This window comes from Sporofaciens sp. St.21A7, assembly GCF_059728535.1.
The window spans coordinates 3,886,176-3,905,118 of the sequence record NZ_BAAGFN010000001.1 but is presented as its reverse complement, the minus strand read 5'-3'; the positions used below and the strand labels follow the sequence as shown (position 1 = coordinate 3,905,118).

Annotated in this window: 15 protein-coding genes; 12 read left to right on the top strand and 3 right to left on the bottom strand. The window is 47.1% G+C overall.

What is annotated here, in order from left to right; translation table 11 throughout:
* Window positions 1-268 precede the first annotated feature (268 nt).
* Window positions 269-1,885, top strand: coding sequence for an IS66 family transposase (gene tnpC / locus AC6I3O_RS19320; RefSeq protein WP_497850691.1), 1,617 nt, complete (start codon window positions 269-271; stop codon window positions 1,883-1,885).
* Window positions 1,886-2,069: 184 nt separating this feature from the next.
* Window positions 2,070-2,297 (top strand): hypothetical protein, encoded by a 228-nt coding sequence (locus tag AC6I3O_RS19315; RefSeq protein ID WP_497852262.1) that lies wholly within the window; start codon window positions 2,070-2,072, stop codon window positions 2,295-2,297.
* Here the strand turns inward: AC6I3O_RS19315 and AC6I3O_RS19310 are convergent.
* The 3 genes from AC6I3O_RS19310 to AC6I3O_RS19300 all read right to left on the bottom strand — a co-directional run bounded on the left by AC6I3O_RS19310 (window position 2,294) and on the right by AC6I3O_RS19300 (window position 4,817).
* Window positions 2,294-3,232: a helix-turn-helix domain-containing protein gene (locus AC6I3O_RS19310; protein WP_497852261.1), complete on the bottom strand. Its 939-nt coding sequence runs from the start codon at window positions 3,230-3,232 to the stop codon at window positions 2,294-2,296. The two genes, AC6I3O_RS19315 and AC6I3O_RS19310, sit on opposite strands and share 4 nt — an antisense overlap.
* 61 nt (window positions 3,233-3,293) lie before the next feature.
* Window positions 3,294-4,241, bottom strand: a complete 948-nt coding sequence (locus AC6I3O_RS19305; protein ID WP_497852260.1) for a helix-turn-helix domain-containing protein — start codon at window positions 4,239-4,241, stop codon at window positions 3,294-3,296.
* 420 nt (window positions 4,242-4,661) lie between these two features.
* On the bottom strand, window positions 4,662-4,817 hold the full coding sequence (locus tag AC6I3O_RS19300) for a hypothetical protein (RefSeq protein WP_497852259.1): 156 nt from the start codon (window positions 4,815-4,817) through the stop codon (window positions 4,662-4,664).
* A 342-nt stretch (window positions 4,818-5,159) separates the two neighbouring features.
* On the opposite strand from AC6I3O_RS19300, the gene AC6I3O_RS19295 reads away from it, so the two are divergent.
* The 10 genes from AC6I3O_RS19295 to AC6I3O_RS19250 all read left to right on the top strand — a co-directional run bounded on the left by AC6I3O_RS19295 (window position 5,160) and on the right by AC6I3O_RS19250 (window position 18,933).
* Window positions 5,160-6,584 (top strand): radical SAM protein, encoded by a 1,425-nt coding sequence (locus AC6I3O_RS19295; protein ID WP_497852258.1) that lies wholly within the window; start codon window positions 5,160-5,162, stop codon window positions 6,582-6,584.
* A gap of 27 nt (window positions 6,585-6,611) precedes the next feature.
* Entirely contained in the window at window positions 6,612-8,219 is a 1,608-nt protein-coding gene (locus AC6I3O_RS19290; RefSeq protein WP_497852257.1) for an ATP-binding cassette domain-containing protein, read from the top strand.
* 262 nt (window positions 8,220-8,481) lie between these two features.
* Window positions 8,482-9,297, top strand: coding sequence for an ABC transporter permease (locus AC6I3O_RS19285; RefSeq protein ID WP_497852256.1), 816 nt, complete (start codon window positions 8,482-8,484; stop codon window positions 9,295-9,297).
* Complete coding sequence (locus AC6I3O_RS19280; protein WP_497852255.1) at window positions 9,294-9,521, top strand: hypothetical protein; 228 nt, start codon at window positions 9,294-9,296, stop codon at window positions 9,519-9,521. Before AC6I3O_RS19285 ends, AC6I3O_RS19280 begins: the two co-directional genes overlap by 4 nt.
* A gap of 23 nt (window positions 9,522-9,544) precedes the next feature.
* Window positions 9,545-11,035, top strand: coding sequence for an ABC transporter substrate-binding protein (locus AC6I3O_RS19275; protein ID WP_497852254.1), 1,491 nt, complete (start codon window positions 9,545-9,547; stop codon window positions 11,033-11,035).
* A gap of 127 nt (window positions 11,036-11,162) precedes the next feature.
* Entirely contained in the window at window positions 11,163-11,921 is a 759-nt protein-coding gene (locus AC6I3O_RS19270) for a copper homeostasis protein CutC (RefSeq protein ID WP_497852253.1), read from the top strand.
* A gap of 50 nt (window positions 11,922-11,971) precedes the next feature.
* The gene (locus AC6I3O_RS19265) at window positions 11,972-14,602 is read left to right on the top strand and encodes a transglutaminase domain-containing protein (RefSeq protein WP_497852252.1); all 2,631 of its coding nucleotides are present in this window, start codon (window positions 11,972-11,974) and stop codon (window positions 14,600-14,602) included.
* Window positions 14,603-14,625: 23 nt separating this feature from the next.
* Entirely contained in the window at window positions 14,626-15,690 is a 1,065-nt protein-coding gene (locus AC6I3O_RS19260; RefSeq protein ID WP_497852251.1) for an aldose 1-epimerase family protein, read from the top strand.
* 123 nt (window positions 15,691-15,813) lie between these two features.
* Complete coding sequence (locus AC6I3O_RS19255; RefSeq protein ID WP_497852250.1) at window positions 15,814-16,332, top strand: D-lyxose/D-mannose family sugar isomerase; 519 nt, start codon at window positions 15,814-15,816, stop codon at window positions 16,330-16,332.
* A gap of 96 nt (window positions 16,333-16,428) precedes the next feature.
* On the top strand, window positions 16,429-18,933 hold the full coding sequence (locus AC6I3O_RS19250; protein WP_497852249.1) for a beta-mannosidase: 2,505 nt from the start codon (window positions 16,429-16,431) through the stop codon (window positions 18,931-18,933).
* The last annotated feature ends 10 nt before the right edge of the window (window positions 18,934-18,943 follow it).

The following is an 18,943-nucleotide window of genomic DNA, read 5'->3' as shown; positions in this document are numbered from 1 at the left end:
AAACAGAGATTTTACACGCCTTATTTCAGACAGTAAAGAAAGGATATATGGCTGCTGGAAGCTTGCTCCAGCATACTCCTTAGGGCGGCCATCCGGACTGGAACTGCTCCAGACGGCTTTTAAGGGAACCCTTCAGATACCGTCTCCGTATCCGCTTCTGAGGGGTTCTTACGTATCGGCATTTTGACGGGAAATGCAGAAACCGGAATTCGCCAAAACCTCCAAAGTTTGATATAATGAAAATATAGAAAATGAGGGAGGGAAACATATGGCACCGGAGTACACAGAAGAAAAACTGGAAAACATGGATAAGGAGACGATCATCCAGTTATTTCTCTCCCAACAGAATCAACTGAGAAATATAGATAAAAATCTTCAATTGGTTTTGGAGCAGCTTGCGGATTCCAAAAGGCAGCGTTTTGGCAGGTCTTCTGAAAAGCATGAAGTGGAGAACCAGATCTCATTTATGGAGGTAGATGGAAAGGTTGTATTCTTTAATGAGGCGGAAGCGGTTGCCGGGGAAAGTGCCGGGAGCACTGGTTCTGATGAGATTCCACGTAAAAAAATACAGAAGAAAAAGGGAAAACGGGAGCAGGATTTAGAAGGGCTTCCAGTTGTGGTTGTTGAGCATACAATGACAGCGGAAGAACTTGCAGATACCTTTGGCGAATCCGGATGGAAACAGCTCCCCGATGAAGTGTACCGCAGATACCGTTTTACCCCGGCCAAAATAGAAGTCGAAGAGCACCATGTGGCCGTATATGCAGGGAAAAACGAGGATAAGATCATCAAAGCAGGGCATCCCGGGTATCTCTTGAAGGGGAGCCTTGTTTCCCCATCCCTGGAAGCTGCGGTGATGAATGCCAAATATGTGAATGCGCTGCCCCTGTACCGTCAGGAAAAAGAGTTTGAACGTTATGGCATCGCGATCTCCAGACAGGATATGGCGTACTGGACGGTTCAGTGTGCAGAGCGGTATCTGGCAATACTCTATGATTACCTCCATAAAAAGCTTTATGATTATCATGTACTGCAGGCAGATGAGACTCCTGTGGCCGTAAACAAGGACGGACGCCCTGCAGGGAGCAAGAGTTATATGTGGGTATACCGCACAAGCCAGATGTACAGCGGCAGGCAGATCGTCCTGTATGAATACCAAAAAACGCGGAATGCAAGCCATCCCCGGGAATTCCTGAAAGATTTCAACGGTATATGTGTTACCGATGGATACCAGGTCTACCACACAGTGGAAAAAGAACGTGAGGACCTGAGGGTTGCCGGATGCTGGTCACATGCACGGCGCAGGTATGACGAAGCTGTAAAGGCGCTGCCCAAATCGAGGCAGAAAGACAGCCGGGCATATCTGGCACTGACCATGATCCAGGCCATCTACCGGGAAGAGAAGCAATTAAAAGACCTCCCGGCAAAAGATCGAAAAGACCGCCGCCAGTTGAGCGTGAGACCTCTGGTGGAGGCTTATTTCACATGGGTACGTGAAAATCTTTTAAAAGTGCCGCAAAAAAGCAAGACCTGGGAAGGATTCCAGTATTCCATCAACCAGGAGAAATACCTGAAAGTATTTCTGGACGATGGCGAAGTACCGATGGATAATAACGCTGCGGAGCAATCCATTCGGGGATTCTGCATAGGAAAGAAGAACTGGGTGATGATAGACACCATAGCCGGTGCAAAATCCAGTGCCATAATATACAGTATTGCAGAAACAGCAAAAGCAAACAGCCTAAAGCCATATGACTATTTTGAATATCTACTGACAGAGATACCCAAACATATGGATGACACAGATCTAAGCTTCTGTGAAGACCTACTCCCCTGGTCGCCAAATCTTCCAGAAAGATGTCGGAAACAGACACAAACAAAATGAAATAATTATGAGAGAATACTCTGTTTGCTTTTAGAAGTATTCTCTCATATTTTTTGGCGGAATTCTAGGTACGTGTTATCTACCGTTTACCGTTAAAGATAAAAAACCCAGAACGATGCGGTGTTCTGGGGAGATTGTGGTGTATTCTGTTGCCATAAGAAAAAGAAAGGATGGTTTTACCAAAATGAAAAACAAATTAACGGCACTATTGGCGGCGTTGTTGCTGAGTATCTCTTTGCTGCATACGGAGGTCTATGCCAGTCCGAATCCCGATTCTGATATTCCTTTGGTGGTTTCAGAAAATGTGAAAGTGGAAAGCATTAAGTACTCGGAGAAATTGGGGGGTTGTGCCATTAGATCTGGTAGGTTAGTTTATCCAGCGACTCCCGAAAAGGAAGAGTGGGAGTTTTAAAAGCAAAAATCCATATTTAGTTGTTCTTTAGCCATTTTTTCCAAAAGAAGCCGATCGCGGTCATTTCCAATCACTTTATAAAGGCAGTAAGCATCCCGGTAGTATTCTTTACATTTTTCGAGGCTTCCTTTATAGTAATGATATTCGCCTATAAGATCCAAAAATCCAGGCAGAAATTGATAGTGATTGTACTTTACACAGATATTCCGTCCAAGTTCGGCAATCTCAAATGCATCTTTATAACGTCCTGATATGAGGAGTACTTGTGTATAGTTATGAGAAACCAAGGCAACCTTTCCGGCATAGCGGGATATTTTACTATAATGTTTATGTATATACTTTAATAACTGCCGATAAATGTCAATGGATTTGTTTAGTTGTCCCATATCTGCATAGACATTTGCAATCTGGCTAATTAGTGAAGTTTCATCCAGACTGTAGAGTCCAAGGCCGATTTCTTCTAAGTTACAATTTGGAACAGTAATGTGTAAAGTTTCTAATAAAAGCTCTAAACGTTCCTTTGGGCTGTAAGCACCTTGGGGTGTGCCAAAACTTCCCCTCATGGCTAGAATATACTGTTGGATAATTCGTTCATTAGTACATTCTAGCTTTTCTAGTTTTTGAATACCAGACGCACGGATGGCTGGACGGTTTTCAGGCTTGGCTCGCCCGAATCGAATAATGTCGGCACGAATCTCATCCTGTAAAGTTTTTATTTCCAATTCGTTCTGGTTTAACAAGGCGAAATACTGGTCGTCTGGCAATCCCAGCCGTTGAAGAAAAGTACAGATACGAGTATAGGATGGGATTTGTTTCCCGTTTTCCATACGAGAAATCGTAATTGGTTCACAGATGCCTTCACATAACTGTTCCTGAGTAATTCCCTGTCTTATTCGTTCTTGTTTGATGTATTCTCCCAAGGATAATTCTCTCATGAGGCTCCCCCTTATCTTGTCATGTAGGAATGATTTCCCTTGTCAATTTAATGACATGGGACTAAAATGGATATTTCAAATTTAGTTTTTCTTTTACTTCATTTTCAATCAGAAGCCGTCCGTAGTCATTTCCGGTTTCTTTATAGAGACAGTATGCCGCCCGATAGAATTCTTTGCAGTTCTCCAGCTCATCATTATAGAAATAGCATTTCCCCAGAAGCGCCAGAAGTTCAGGAAGAAATTGATATTGACCATACTTTACGCAAACTTCCTGTCCGAATTTGGCAATCTCAAGTGCGTCTTCATACTTTTCTGTTAAGAGGAGTGTACGGGTATAACCAAGGGCAATTAAAGCAAACTTTTCAGCATATCGGGACGTCTCACATTTGGAACTTTGCGTATATTTAAACAAATGACGGTATATGTCAAGTGCTTTATTCGATTGACCCATCTTTGCATATATGTACGCAATCTGGCATATCAACGAAGTCTCATCCAAGCTGGACAGACCTAAGTTGAAAGTTTCCGGATTACAGTTAGGAACTGTGATGTGAAGGGCTTCCAGTAAACCCTCCAACGCTTCCACGGAACTGTAAGAACCGTCCGGCTTGCCAAAGGTTATCTTCATAGTCAAAATGAACTGGCGGATAATTCGGTCGTCTGGTTCCGCGAGACGTTCCAGTTTCTCCAGTTTTTGTAACCCTGCCGCTTGGATATCGGGCTGATTTTCCGGTACGGCTTGGGAAAAACGGACGGCATCGGCGCGAATCTCGTCCTGTAAGCCCTTGATTTCCAGTTCGTTTTCGCTTAATACAGCGAAATATCGGTCGTCCGGTAGGGAAAGACGCTGCAGGAAAGCGCGGATTCGATTGTAGGAAGGGGTCTGTTTGCCGTTTTCCATGCGGGAAACAGTAATGGGTTCGCAGATGCCTTCGCACAACTGCTCCTGTGTAACCCCTTGTTTCAGCCGTTCTTGGCGGATATACTCGCCAAGGAATAGTTCTTTCATAAAGTTGTCTCCTTTAGTGTAATAATAATATTATTATGTAATATTATTATATTCAAGTCAAGAGAAGTGTTAATATTTTGAATTATTATGGTAATTCACAGGAAATAATGCAAAATATAGCTAGATTTATTGTGTAAAAAGGATTTGTATATATAATAGCTTTATTACTATGCGGTATTTCCTCCGTCAAGTTAAGATGGTTTGCGTTATCGTTTTGTGTTATTTAAAAGAAACACGGGACGATATGGGATACTTAGGCGGGAGGTGGTATCTTATAGTTACCCTAAGGAATATGAGAACGATACATAGTATCTTTAAATTGTTAAATATTATTAAAGGGAATATATTTAGAAAATAATTTAGGAAGGAATGGTATAGATGGAGAAAAAAAGATTTATAAAAATTTTAATATACGTTATGTTAGTAACATTTATTCTTTCGGGATGTCAGCCATTGACTCAAACTGGCAAGAAAGATACAGAGCAGGATCAGGAAACACAAACACAACTGCTCCTGTGTAACCCCTTGTTTCAGCCGTTCTTGGCGGATATACTCGCCAAGGAATAGTTCTTTCATAAAGTTGTCTCCTTTAGTGTAATAATAATATTATTATATCCAAGTCAAGAGAAGTGTTAATATTTTGAATTATTATGGTAATTCACAGGAAATAATGCAAAATATAGCTAGATTATGAGGAAAGTATTGCCAAATTTCGGGAAGATATTCCAGGAGAGTTTCGCCTTTTTCCCGTCAAGTTGAGAGATTGGGTTATCGTTTTGTGTTATTGAAAAGAAACATGGGACGACATGGGATGTTCAGGTGGTATGTGGTATCTTATAATCACAGCAAAGGAAGTAAGAGTGACACAGAGTTTCCAGTGTTGAATACGGAGGAAAGGAGATACAGACATGCAGGTTATTGAAGAAAAGAAAAGCATTAATGTACGTGGAGGAAACGGTAAGCCTACCGCTCATGGAAATTGCAACTGTTAATTTTAATTCCAAAATCAAAAGGGTCTCAGGATTTCCCGAGATCCTTTTCGCCAAATCAGATAAAAAATTTATTCAACGAAAGGGGAACACCATGTACATTCTTCCAGGCTACACTACCCACTATGAAGAAAACGGAGCGATCTACGTATCCTCCAAGTTATTGCAAAACAAGGTTATGCTCACTGAACCCGACATTCAAGAGGAGTTTCGCACAATTGTCAAATCAGGAGGATGTCCGGAGATTTCTACACCTTTGACGAAGTTTCTTCATGAACAAGAATTGCTGCTGAATAACGAAGAGATAAGAACCGCAGTGGCTGAGGTTAAGAACCTGCTGAATAATACTTTAATGTTGACTATCATGCCTACAGAAGGATGCAATTTCCGGTGTCCTTATTGTTATGAAGTACATAGGGCGGTATCTATGTTTCGGGATACACTGGATCGAATCCAAGAATATATTACAGAGCAGGCATCTCGTTTTCCTAATATTCATATTAGTTGGTTCGGAGGAGAGCCAACTTTATGTAAGGATGTTATATTGGAAACAAACGCCCTTGTTCAGGAGCTTCAGGAAAAACACCAATTCCATTTTACATCCAGCATGACCACGAATGGATATCTTCTTGATGCAAAGAATTTTCAAGAGTATTATGCAGCAGGGATAACCGATTACCAGATTACTCTGGATGGCTGGGGACATGATAAGATCCGCCCCCATGTCTCAGGCGGCGGAACATTGCAAACCATATTAGACAATCTGGTCTTGCTTGCTTCTTTGGACGCTGAAAGGTATCCGTTCCATATTACCCTCCGGCGAAATATTCTCGCTAATGATATGGATTTCACCTGGTATGATCATTTGTATGATTTGTTCGGTAATGATAAACGATTTTTTATGTTGGTTGTCCCTGTGGGCGATTGGGGCGGCAAAACTGTGAAGGCTCTGGATTTACAAAAAAAAGAAAGTAAAAAAGAACTCATACTGGCGCACAAGGCGTATATAGATAAGATTGGCATGCAATGGGGGAAGCAGGATGAGGTTCCTTTTTCAAATGTATGCTATGCATCTTATCCATACGGGTTTGTATTTCGTCCTAATGGTAAGATTGAAAAATGTACTGTCGCCCTGGATCATCCTAAAAATCTCGTGGGGACTGTAGATCCGGATAAAGGTGTTATTTTGGATGAAGAAGCCAATCGTTTGTGGTCTGGAAGTGATTTGAAATCGGAGTGCAGTACCTGCCCGTCTCTGCTGAGCTGTCTTAATCTTGCCTGCAGAAAACAGTTAGTGGTAGACGGACGTACAGAGGGGGGATGCCCTTATGATGCGCGTTTAGCTATTAAATAGTTTTTGCTTTTTTGAGGAGGGATTGTTATGTCCTATTATTTAAAAAAATTATGGAAAGCGAATCTGATTGTCATTATTCTCCAGTTCTGTATGCATGCGATACAAGCAAGTTTTGCCCTGCTTATGGTGCAGAGGGTACAGGCAATTCTGGATTTTGATTTATATCTCTTTCTCTTCTGGGAGGCGCTGCATATGGCAGGCTGGGGGATGTACCTATTTCTTGACTATCTGGTAAGAATTTTCAGGGGACGTGCAGTCCGGAAGATGAACAACATGGTCCGGCGTGATATGGCGGCATCGCTGCTGAAAAAAGACTACCAGGAATTCCATGCACAGGACAGCGGGGAGTATCTGTCCTGGTTTACCGCAGGCATTAAGGAGATAGAAGAGAAGGCATGGGATTCATTCTTCCAGTTTACCGCTTATTCAGCACAGGTAATTACGAATATCGTAATCTTGGCTTGCGTTCAGTGGTCATTGCTGCCGCTGGTGTTCATCTCTGCAGTGATTATGATTGTTATGCCCAAGCTGTTTGAAAAAAAGTTGGAGTATTTGAGTGAAAAGTGTGCGCAAGGTCAGGCGGCGGCAACCGGCGGACTGAAAGACTTGTTACGCGGGTATGATGTCCTTCGCTTTTTTGGCAGGGGCGTCCGGTTTCGGAAAGGGATAGACAAAGCGAGCGAACAGATAGAAGAACCCGCATATCAGGAGACTTGTAAAGCAGGAATGATTTATGACGGCGTTGGAATGGTGAATATTCTTTCTCAGACGATTATTTATGTCTATACTGTGGTATTGGTAATCATGAGGATTATTCCCTACGCTACTTTGGCTGGCGTTGGCAACCCGAGCAGCGCTATCTCCAACGGACTGGATCAGCTTGCCAGTTGCCGTATGTGCTTTTCTGCCAGTAAGCCATACTTTGCCCGTATCACCGTCTATGACGACGGCAGTACGCCTCAGAAGCCACAGGGTACGAAGCCGGTACAGGACTGTATTACTGTGGAGAACGTAAGCTTCAATTACGGTGAGAAACCGATTTTAAAAGATATGTCCGCAACTTTCCGAAAGGGCGGCAAATACGCCCTCACCGGTTCCTCTGGCTGCGGCAAATCCACGCTGCTGAAACTTCTTCTTGGGTGGCTTCCGGACTATAGCGGAATCATCCGGTTTGACGGAAGGGACGCTAAGGACTTTACAACCGAGGAGCTTTTGCAGCAGATGAGTTATATTGCTCAGGATGTTGTTCTTTTTAACACGACCATCCGTGACAACATCACGCTGGGAGGGGATTTTACAGACGGGCAGATGCAAAAAGCCTTGAAAGACAGCGCATTGGCTGGTGATTTAGCCAATATGCCGGACGGTCTTGACACGGCGGTAGGCGAGGAGGGAAGCAACCTCTCCGGCGGGCAGAGGCAGAGGGTTGCAATCGCCCGCGCGCTCATCCATGACCGTTCCATCCTTCTAGTGGACGAGGGAACCAGCGCGTTAGATGAAAAGAATGCGAATATTGTGGAGGAGAGCCTGCTGGCGAACCCAGAACTGACGTTGATTCTGGTGAGCCATCACCTTGCGCCGGAACGTAAGGCGCAGTTTGACCATGTATACCAGCTAAAAACTTGCGCGGCATAGAGAAAATTGAATAAGACTGTACAAAATCGTGAAATAATGGACAAATTATTTCACGAATTTTTTGTGCTAGAATTTATCCAATGAACCTGAAAGTTTTCAACTTTCAATACAAACTGCACAATGATATAGTTGATACAAGCAAAAAATACCGCAGTTTAACGAACCGGTAAGTTGACAGACGGTATGGCATTCCGTCCACGCCAAGAAAATGCGGCCGCAAAAAGAGCGGAGAGAATGTCGGCGAAAAGGAGGAGGTTAAGAGTTGAAGGCGAATACAAAAAAAGCCGGGAAGCCTAAGGGGAATTTCCTTAGCCGGCTCAAGGCGAATAAAGAGCTGCTTATTTTAAGCATGCCGGGAGCAATCTGGTTTCTGTTTTTTGCATACCTGCCGTTGTTCGGTATCCTGGTAGCATTCAAGAAATTCCGGTTGTCCGGGGACGGTTTTTTCTATAATCTGTTCACCAGCGAGACGGTCTGGTTTGATAATTTCAAGTTCCTGTTCAGCAGCGGCGACGCATGGATTATCGTAAGAAATACGGTGCTTTATAATCTGGCATTTATCATCTTAGGTGTCGCTGTGCCAGTCGTGCTTGCGCTGTTATTAAATGAAATCAAGAACAAAGGAATGATGAAAATCTACCAGAGTTCCATGTTCCTGCCCTATTTCCTGTCATGGGTAGTCGTAAGCTACTGCGTGTTTGCGTTCCTGAATCCCGAAAAGGGTTATTTCAATGCAATCATCCAGCAGTTCGGCGGAGAACCGGTTTCCTGGTATACGGAGAAGAAATACTGGCCGTTTTTCATCATTTTCATGAGCCAGTGGAAGGGAATGGGTTATAACACCGTAGTCTATCTGGCGTCCATCTGCGGAATCGACAAGACCTATTACGAGGCGGCGGTTCTGGACGGTGCGTCGAAATGGCAGCAGATTAAATACATTACGCTGCCGCTGTTAAAGCCGGTCATCACAATCCTTTTGATTATGTCTGTGGGCGGAATTTTCAAGGCTGATTTCGGCCTGTTCTACCAGCTCCCCAGAAACTCCGGCCCGCGATGTATATGGATAACAGGGATTTGATCCCGCTGCAATATCTGCTGATTCAGATTGAGAGTTCCATCGACTGGCTTGCCAACAACAAGGCGACCATGGGTGTTGACGGGATTACGGCTGCGGCAAATATGCCGAAAGAAACCATTAAGATGGCAATCGTGGTCATTTCCACGCTGCCGATTATATTTGCCTACCCCTTCTTCCAGAGGTACTTTGTAAATGGATTGACGGTGGGCGCAGTAAAAGAGTAAGATGAAAGAGGAGGAAAATGAGGATGAAATTGCAGACGTTAAAGAGATTCGCGGCGGCGGGACTTGCCATAGCCATGGCGGCAGGGCTTACGGCCGGCTGCGGCAGGAAGAAGACGGAGACGAATTCCAGCGGCGAGGAGATTGTGGAGCTGACTTGGTGGCAGATTGGAGACGCCCAGAAAGATCAGGATAAGGTTCTCGAGAAGGTAAATGAATACATCGGTGAACAGATTGGCGTGAAACTGAAAATCAACACGGCAGGATGGGGTGATTATGACCAGAAGATGCAGGTAGTAATCAATACGGGCGACGACTGGGATCTGTGTTTTACCTGTTCCTGGGCAAATAATTATCTCCAGAATTCCAACAAAGGCGCCTTTCTTGAGATTGACGATTATATCAAGGATACCGAGATGTACAAGAACATCGACGAGCGTTTCTGGGAGGCTGCAAAGGTACAGGGCAAGACTTACGGCGTACCCAGCGAGAAGGAAATCGGAAGTATGCCCATGTGGGTATTTACGAAGGAGTATGTGGACAAATATGACATTCCGGTAGACGAGATTCACAGCCTTGAGGATTTGGAGCCATGGCTTGAACTCATCAAGGAGAAGGAGCCGGACGTGGTGCCTATGTATTTAACCAGCAGTTATTCTGCTCCGATTTACATGGATTTGATCCAGAACCCGGTGGGGATTGAGTACGGCGACGAGACTCTGACGGTGAAAAATGTGTTTGAGACGGAGAAAATGAAATCGACGCTGAAGACCATGCGGAAGTATTATCAGGCGGGCTATATCAATAAGGATGCAGCCACGGCTTCTGACGACAAGTCGGTTAAGCGTTTTGTGGCCAAGGGTGACGGTCAGCCTTATGCAGAGCTGGTATGGGGGAAAGACCTTGGGTACGAGGTAGTTGCTACCCCGATTATGGATACCTATGTGACCAACATTTCCGCCCGGGGCGCGCTGACGGCAATCAATGCCCAGACGGATCACCCGGAAAAGGCGGTAGAGCTTCTGAACCTGATTAATACGGATGAGTACCTGCGCAACCTGCTGAACTATGGGATTGAGGGAGAGCACTGGGATAAGGTGGACGTCCCGGCAGACGAAGCGGCAGAAGCAGAGGGGAAACCTTATGTGTATGACAACAAGATTAAGATGAATGAGGAGACCAGGAAGAATTACTCCGTGTCCTATTGGGTGCAGGGGGGACTGTTCAATACTTACGTTCTGGAAAACGAGCCGGTTGACAAATGGGCGACGTTCAAGGAGTTTAATTCTTCATCCGTGGAGGCTCCGTCCTTTGGGTTTGATTTTGACTTAGAGCCGGTGAGCACAGAGGTGGCAGGATTCGGTAACGTGCTGGATGAATTCGGAAAGTCGCTGTATACGGGAAGCGTTGACCCGGATGAATATCTGCCGAAGCTTCAGGAAAAGTTAGAAGCGACGGGGATTGACATGGTAATCGAGGAGATGCAGAAGCAGATCGACGAGTGGAAAGAGCAGTAATGAAAGATGCAGAAAACAGATTGACGGCATGAAGACCAAGAAGTAGAATAAGAAGAAAGGGCAGCCCCGGGGTGTGTTTGGGAGGGCTGCCCATCTTATAAAAATGCAAAGGAAAATGGGGATAATTATGAGCGAAAAGAAGATGCCTAAGTTGGAAGTGTGCGTTGATTCTGTGGAGTCTGCTATGATTGCGCAGGAAGGAGGAGCGGACTGCCTTGAAGTCTGTGGGAATCTGATTATTGGAGGGACGACTCCTGGGGTGAGCCAGTTTAAGCAGATCCGGGAAGCATGTGGTATTAAGCTGAATGTTCTGGTGCGTCCGAGATGCGGGGATTTTTTGTACACGGATGCGGAGTTCCGGATGATAAAGGAGGATATACGGATGTTCCGGGAACTGGGGGCTGACGGCATTGTAGCCGGATGCCTGTGTGCGGACGGGAATCTTGACCTTGAAAGGATGAAAGAGCTTAGGGAGTGTGCAGGCGGGTTGAAGTTTACGCTCCATCGGGCGTTTGACGTGTGCCGGGATTACAGGCAGGCGCTTGAGGAGGCGGTTTCCCTGAGGATAGATACGATTCTGACTTCGGGGCAGGCGTGTGACTGTATAGCGGGGAAGGAGGTATTGAAGGAACTCTTGGTTCTTGCCGGCGGACGGATTGAGATTCTTATCGGCAGCGGGGTGAACGCAGAGGCCATACGGCAGTTGAAGGAGGAAATTCATGCAGGAAGTTTCCATATGTCCGGAAAAAGGAAGTTGGACAGCGGCATGGTTTACCGGAATGAGCATGTCAGCATGGGGCTGCCGGGGCTGAGTGAGTTTGAGATTTTCCGCACGGATGGAGAGGAGATCCGGCGGGCAGGCGAGATTTTACGGGGACAGGCGTAATTTCTGCCGTATGCATGATGGAGAGAAAAAATACGAGCGGAGGAATGGGAATGTTTTCAGAAAAATTAAGAAATTATGCGCAGGAGCATATAGACAACCGGTTACATATGTTAGGTGGCTTGAAAGATGAGATTGAGGATAAGTTAAAGGGCTGTACGCCAGATGAACAAGTCTTGATGAAATTTTTTTATGGTACGATGCCAATCCGGGACGCCGGTGAATATGATTTTGAGGTGTTTTTAGGATTCGTCCGCCACGCGCTCATGGTGTATGACACAATGGATTGGTGCCGGGAACTTCCTGAGGACATTTTCCTGAACGATGTCCTGTATTACCGGGTGAATAATGAGAATATCGAAGACTGCCGACGTTTCTTCTACGACCGGCTCATTGACAGAGTCCGGATGAAGACGGCTAAGGAGGCTGTTTTGGAAATTAATTACTGGTGTGCGGAACATGCTTCCTACGAAGCCTCGGATAACCGGACGATTTCCCCGCTGGGTATGTACCGTGCCGGAAAAGGGCGCTGCGGGGAGGAGTCTACGTTTGCGGTTACGGCATTCCGCAGTGTCGGGATTCCGGCAAGACAGGTATATACGCCAAGATGGGCGCATTGCGATGATAACCATGCATGGGTGGAGGTCTACGTAGACGGGCAATGGCATTTTCTTGGGGCATGTGAGCCGGAGGAAGTACTGGATAGAGGGTGGTTTAAGAATGCTTCGTCAAGAACGATGATGGTTCATGCAAGAGAATTTTCAGATTATAGCGTAGAAAATGGAGGGCAGCAGTATTGGCGGGAAGGATGCCTGTGCTACCGAAATGTTACTTCTAGCTATACGGAGACGGGAGAGCTTCGTGTAAAGGTGGCGGAAGCGGACGGTACGCCGGCAGAAAATGCAAGAGTTTTTGTGGAGGTTCTGAACAGCGCCGAGTTCGCCAATATCGCGGTTCTTGTCACGGACGCTGCCAGGGAGACGTCGCTGTGCCTTGGAAAAGGGACGGTTCATCTGTGGGCAGTGAAGGACGGCAGGATTGGCGAGACGCTGATTCATACGCAAGATGTAAGTGAGGTTTTGCTTACAATTAAGGAAGAACCCCAGCATGGACTTACGAAGGAAGCAGCCGGACAGCGGGGCGCTTTCGGGTGGATCGAGATGGACATTAAGGCTCCTAAGGAAGCTTCTGTCTATGCCTCACATGTGACGCGGGAACAGAAAATAAAGAACCGGGAGCGGGTCTTGGCGTCGGCTGAAATGCGCAAGAACCGGATTGCGGGCTTTTTCCAGGAAGAACTCGGGAAAAAGTATCCAGAGGAGCGGGAAATCCTGCGGCTGGCGTCAGGAAATTTTGAGCAGGTGTATGCATTTTTAGATCAGGATACAAACCCGGACCGGAAGGGAATGCTTCATGCCCTTAGCGAAAAGGACTATAAGGACGTTACGGCGGATTTGCTGAACCGGCATCTGAGCGAGGCGTCCCGATACCGTGCAGAATGGGAGGAGAGAGGGGAGCTGGATATTTATACCAGATACATCCTCTGCCCGCGGATTTATTTTGAAGAGCTGACCTGTTACAGAAAGGAGCTTCTGGATTGGCTGGAAGAAGGCGTGGGAGCCGGTGAGATTGAGAAGTTCCGGAAGGAACCAAGGCGAATCTGGGAATATGTAAGGGAACAGGTTGGATACGACGAGAAGTATGACTACAGCGCGTTATTATCCACTCCGGTAAATACCCTGAAAATTAAGCTTGGCTCTCCTTTGAGCAGGAAGATTCTGTGTACGGCAATCTGCCGGACATTAGGCGTCCCGGCGCGGCTGAATCAGGCGACCCGGGAGGCGGAGGTATACCGGGACGGAAGGTTTGTGAAGATTTCGGGGGTGGAAGAAGGGCAGCCGGAAACTGCCGCGCTTGTTTTAAAACGTCAAGAAGGGGAAGAGTGGAATTATTACCAGAATTGGACGATTGGGCAGTACCGTCAGGGATGCTTTGTGACATTGGATTATCAGGAACTGCAGTTTGAAGGAAATGAGCTTAGGATGGACGTGGAACCGGGATTATACAGGATATTGACCGCAAACCGGATGCCCAGCGGCAATCAGCTTGCGGCGGAGTGCAAGTTTTATCTGGATTCGGGACAGACCTTTGAGGTGGAAATGTATTTGCGCCAAGGCGACCGGGGAGAGATGCTGGTGTCTAACCAATTGGAAGATTTTGAACTTGCCGAGAATGGCGTTTCCAAACCTGCAGCTTCTCTTATCGGAAACAAAGCGCATATCCTGATGTTTCTTGCGCCTGGCGAAGAGCCCACGGAGCATGTGTTAAATGAGATGCTGACCCTTCAGGAAACCTTGCGGCGCATGGACGCCGGGTTATGTTTTGTGCTGCAAGAAGGCGATATCCAGAGAACGGCGGCATGGGAGAAGGTTTTAGAAGCATTTCCGGACGGGAAGGTTGTCTGCGGAGTATTTGACGACATCGTGGAACCGCTTGCGCGGAGGATGTATGTAGATCCGGAAAAGCTGCCCCTGATGATTCTTGTGAATCCGGGGCTTCGCGGAATCTTCGCATGCAGCGGATACCGTGTCGGAAGTGTGAAGCTGGCTCTGGATTTGCTAAAGGTGAGCAAGGAATGTGAATCAGAGTCAGAGTCAGGATTTAATGAAAGCCAGTTGGGATGAAGTGTAAAAAAGGGGGATTTCCTGTGAAAGATAAGAAAGAGTTACTTGGGCTGGTGGGAAACATGCAGCAGCTCGCCTATGTCCGCCCGATTACGTATGAGGAAGGACGGGCAAGGGGAATGAGGGCGTTCGAGGTAAAGAACGGTTCTCTGCAATTCCATGTGATGGCTGATAAATGTCTTGATCTGGCAGATGTGTCGTTTTGCGGACATAACGTAAGTTTTCTTGCGAAGCCGGGGCTTATGGGGCGGAATCATTTTGATACTAATGGGGCGGAGGCGCAGCGCAGTATTATGGGCGGGATGTTATTTACCTGCGGGCTTGAAAATATCTGTGCGCCCTGCCGGGTTGATGGCAAGGATTACCCTATGCACGGACGAATCCGCACGACGCCTGGGGAACAGGTAGGGGCAGATGCGAGGTGGGCAGGGAACGACTATGTTATGACAATATCGGGGACGATGCGGGAGGCAGAACTTTTCGGAGAGAACCTGTCGCTTCGCAGGACGATTACCACCTGTTACGGAAAGAACCGTATCTGCATTGAGGATGAGATTACCAATGAGGGGTTTGGCAGGGAGCCGATGATGCTGCTATACCATATCAATGTAGGCTACCCGCTTCTGTGTGAGGATTCTGAGATTTTGATTCCTACAAGGAAGGTGACTCCAAGGGATGATGCGGCGGCGGTGAACACAGCGTATTGGAACCGTATGGAGCCGCCAAAAGACAATGAGCCGGAGTATGTTTTCCTGCATGAGATGGCGGCAGACCCGGAAGGAAACACGTTTGCCGCAGTACTCAACCGGAAACTGGGGATTGGGCTTAGGGTAGATTATAATGTAAGGGAGTTGCCGTATTTCATGCAGTGGAAGTCCATTGCATCCGGGGATTATGTTATTGGGCTGGAACCGGCGAATTCCAGTGTTTATGGAAAAGTATATCATTTGGAAAAGAATAGCCTTCATGAGATGGAGCCGTTTGCCACAGAGCATAAGAAGATTGTACTGACGTTTCTTTCGGGCGGGGAGCTTGATGCGGTGAGGCGTGAGGCAGAAGAGTTTCTACAGCAGACGGGGCTTGCGTAAAGCAGGCGGAGTTTGCAAAAAACAGGCTGGGTTTCCGTAAAGCAGACCGGGATTTTGCAGAAATAGGAAGAAACGTTCAAAAAGCAGAAATTAGAAAGTAGAAAGAAGAAAGGTGAGACAGGAATGAAACGTTCAAAGATAAATGCAGAAATCAGACATATGGAGGAAATGATAGAGGCTCACGGATTTGAGATTCCACCGTTTTGCAAATGGCCTGCCGGCGAGTGGAAGACAAAGGGTGCAGAATATGATGAGATCCGGGACAATATGCTGGGGTGGGATATCACGGATTATGGCCTTGGCAAATTTGATGAGGTAGGATTTTCATTGATTACAATCCGAAACGGGAATCTGGAGTTTGCCGATACGGATGTCACCGTCCATTGCGATGGGCGGGAATTTACCGTACCTGCGGGTACGAAAGTGCGCCTGACGCCGGGAGAGAGTATTACCATTTATCCGTATATGTATCATGATTTTCATGTAGAAGAGGGGAGCGGCGACGTGCTTCTCGGGGAAGTGTCCATGTGCAATGACGATGAGCATGATAATCGGTTCTATGAGCCAATTGGACGTTTCCCGGAGATTGAGGAGGATGAAGAGCCGTACCGGTTATTGTGTAACGAGTATCCAAGGAATTAATGAAAGAAGCTGCTGTCATGGGCGTAAGATTAAGAATCGCGCTTGATGCGGCAGCTCTTTTATCTTTGTGCCAGAAATGAAATAGCAGGAGGTTGTATGATAATACAGAATTTAGATAAAAACTGGCGGCTGCGGTGTCAGGGAGAACCTGACCAGCCCGCCGTTGTTCCGGGAACGGTCTACACGGATTTACTGCGAAACGGCAGCATGGAAGACCCATTCTGGAAGGACAATGAAATCCGCGCCCTCCCTTTGATGGAAAATGATTATGAATATGAGGTAAGCTTTGATTCGGATAAGGATCTGCTTGGACAGGAGCGGATTTTCCTTCGTTTTGACGGGTTGGATACGATTGCCGATATTTATATGAATCAGGAATTGGTTGGAAAGGCGTATAATATGCACCGTGTCTGGGAGTTTGATGTTACAGGCATTCTCAGGGAAAAGGATAATGTGCTGCGGGTTTTGCTGCACTCGCCCCTTAGGTTCATAAGGGAAGAATTTGCCAAATGCCGGACGCTGGGTTCGGAGGATGCCATGGATGGTTTCGTCCATATGCGCAAGGCTCATTGTATGTTTGGGTGGGACTGGGGAGCGCATCTTCCGGATGCGGGAATCTTCCGTCCGGTATCGCTGATCGGGGTGAAGAAGGCAAGGATTGACAGTGTTTCTGTCAGGCAGGAGCATGGAGACGGGAATGTTGTGCTGCACTTTGATGTTACCGCAAAACATGTTGGGGTTTGTGGGCAGTCACGGGATGAGGGGGATTCTCCGGCTGAACTAGCGGGGACAGGGAATCATCCAAATTCACTGGATGTCAGGTATGTGGTAGAAATAAAAGAGCCTGACGGTACGCTCCGAAAGTATCCGGATTCTCCAAAAGATATCTTAATTGAACATCCCAAGCTCTGGTGGCCCAACGGCTACGGCGCTCAGCCACTTTATACCGTGAAGGTAATGCTCTATGCAGACGGAGAGACTGCCGATGTCTGGGAGCGGCGGATAGGACTTAGGACAATGACAATGGGGATTGAAAAGGATGCGTGGGGGGAGAGCTTTGCCCATGAGGTAAACGGCGTCGCCATCTTTGCCATGGGCGCGGATTATATTCCGGAAGACCATTTGCTCGGGCGGGTTACGCCGGAAACCACCCGGAAACTCCTTTCGCAATGCGTGGCGGCGAATTACAACACCGTCCGTGTGTGGGGCGGCGGCTATTACCCGGAGGACTGGTTCTATGATATTTGCGACGAGATGGGACTGATTGTCTGGCAGGATTTCATGTTTGCCTGTGCCGTGTATGAGCTGACGCCGGAATTCAAGGCGAATATCCGCCAGGAATTCATCGACAATATCAAACGCCTCCGCCACCATGCGTCTCTGGGGCTTTGGTGCGGCAATAACGAAATGGAGATGTTTGTGGAGGAAGGGCATCACTGGGTCACGAAGAAGACGGAAGTCCGGGACTATGTCATCATGTATGAGCAGTTGATTCCCGAAGTGCTGGCAGAGTATGACCCGCAGACCTTCTATTGGCCTGCAAGCCCGTCGTCCGGCGGGGCGTTCGACGCGCCCAACAGCCCCAACCGGGGGGATGTGCATTACTGGGAGGTGTGGCACGGAAATAAGCCGTTTTCCGAGTACCGCAAATATTTCTTCCGCTATGCGTCTGAGTTTGGGTTCCAGTCCTTCCCAAGCAGGAAGACCATTGAGACGTTTACCGACGACCCTAAGGACATGAACATTTTTTCCTATGTGATGGAAAAGCATCAGCGCAATTACGGTGCAAACGGGAAGATTATGAATTATCTGCAGCAGACGTATCTGTACCCTACGGATTTCGATACCCTGATTTATGCGTCCCAGCTTCTGCAGGCAGATGCAATCCGGTATGGCGTGGAGCATTTCCGGCGGAACCGGGGACGCTGTATGGGGGCGATTGTGTGGCAGCTCAATGACTGCTGGCCGGTTATTTCCTGGTCGTCCATTGATTACTGCGGAAGATGGAAGGCGCTGCACTATGCGGAAAAACGTTTCTTTGCGCCCTTGCTGATTTCCTGTCAGGAGGAAGGGATGATGACGCAGGAGGCGGACATGAACCGGGAGCATTTTGTGTTTGAAAAGTCGATTCGGCTAAATGTGGCAAATGAGACGATGGAGGAACAGTGTGTGCAGGTATCCTGGGCTGTCCGCAATGGGAAGGCGCAGGTAATCCGGGACGGCGGCATGCAGGAAGTGAAGGTTCCCGCGCTTGCCAGCGTGTGGCTTGACAAGGTTCTTTTGCCGGAGGTTGACGTATTTTCGGAGTATGTAAGTTATGAAATGCGAAAGGATGGAGAAGTGGTTTCGGACGGGACGGTTATTTTTTCATACCCGAAATATTTCCGGTATGAAGATCCAAAGCTTTCCTTTTGTGTGGAGGGCGATGAGATTGTTGTGTCGGCAAAGGCGTATGCGAAAAGCGTGGAGATTCTAAACAAGGAGGAAGATTTGATTCTGTCGGATAATTACTTTGACCTGAACGGGGATGAGAAGAGAGTGAAGATTGTCTCCGGGAAGGCGGAAGGGATACGGGTGAGGAGCGTGTTCGATATCCGGTAAGATGATAACG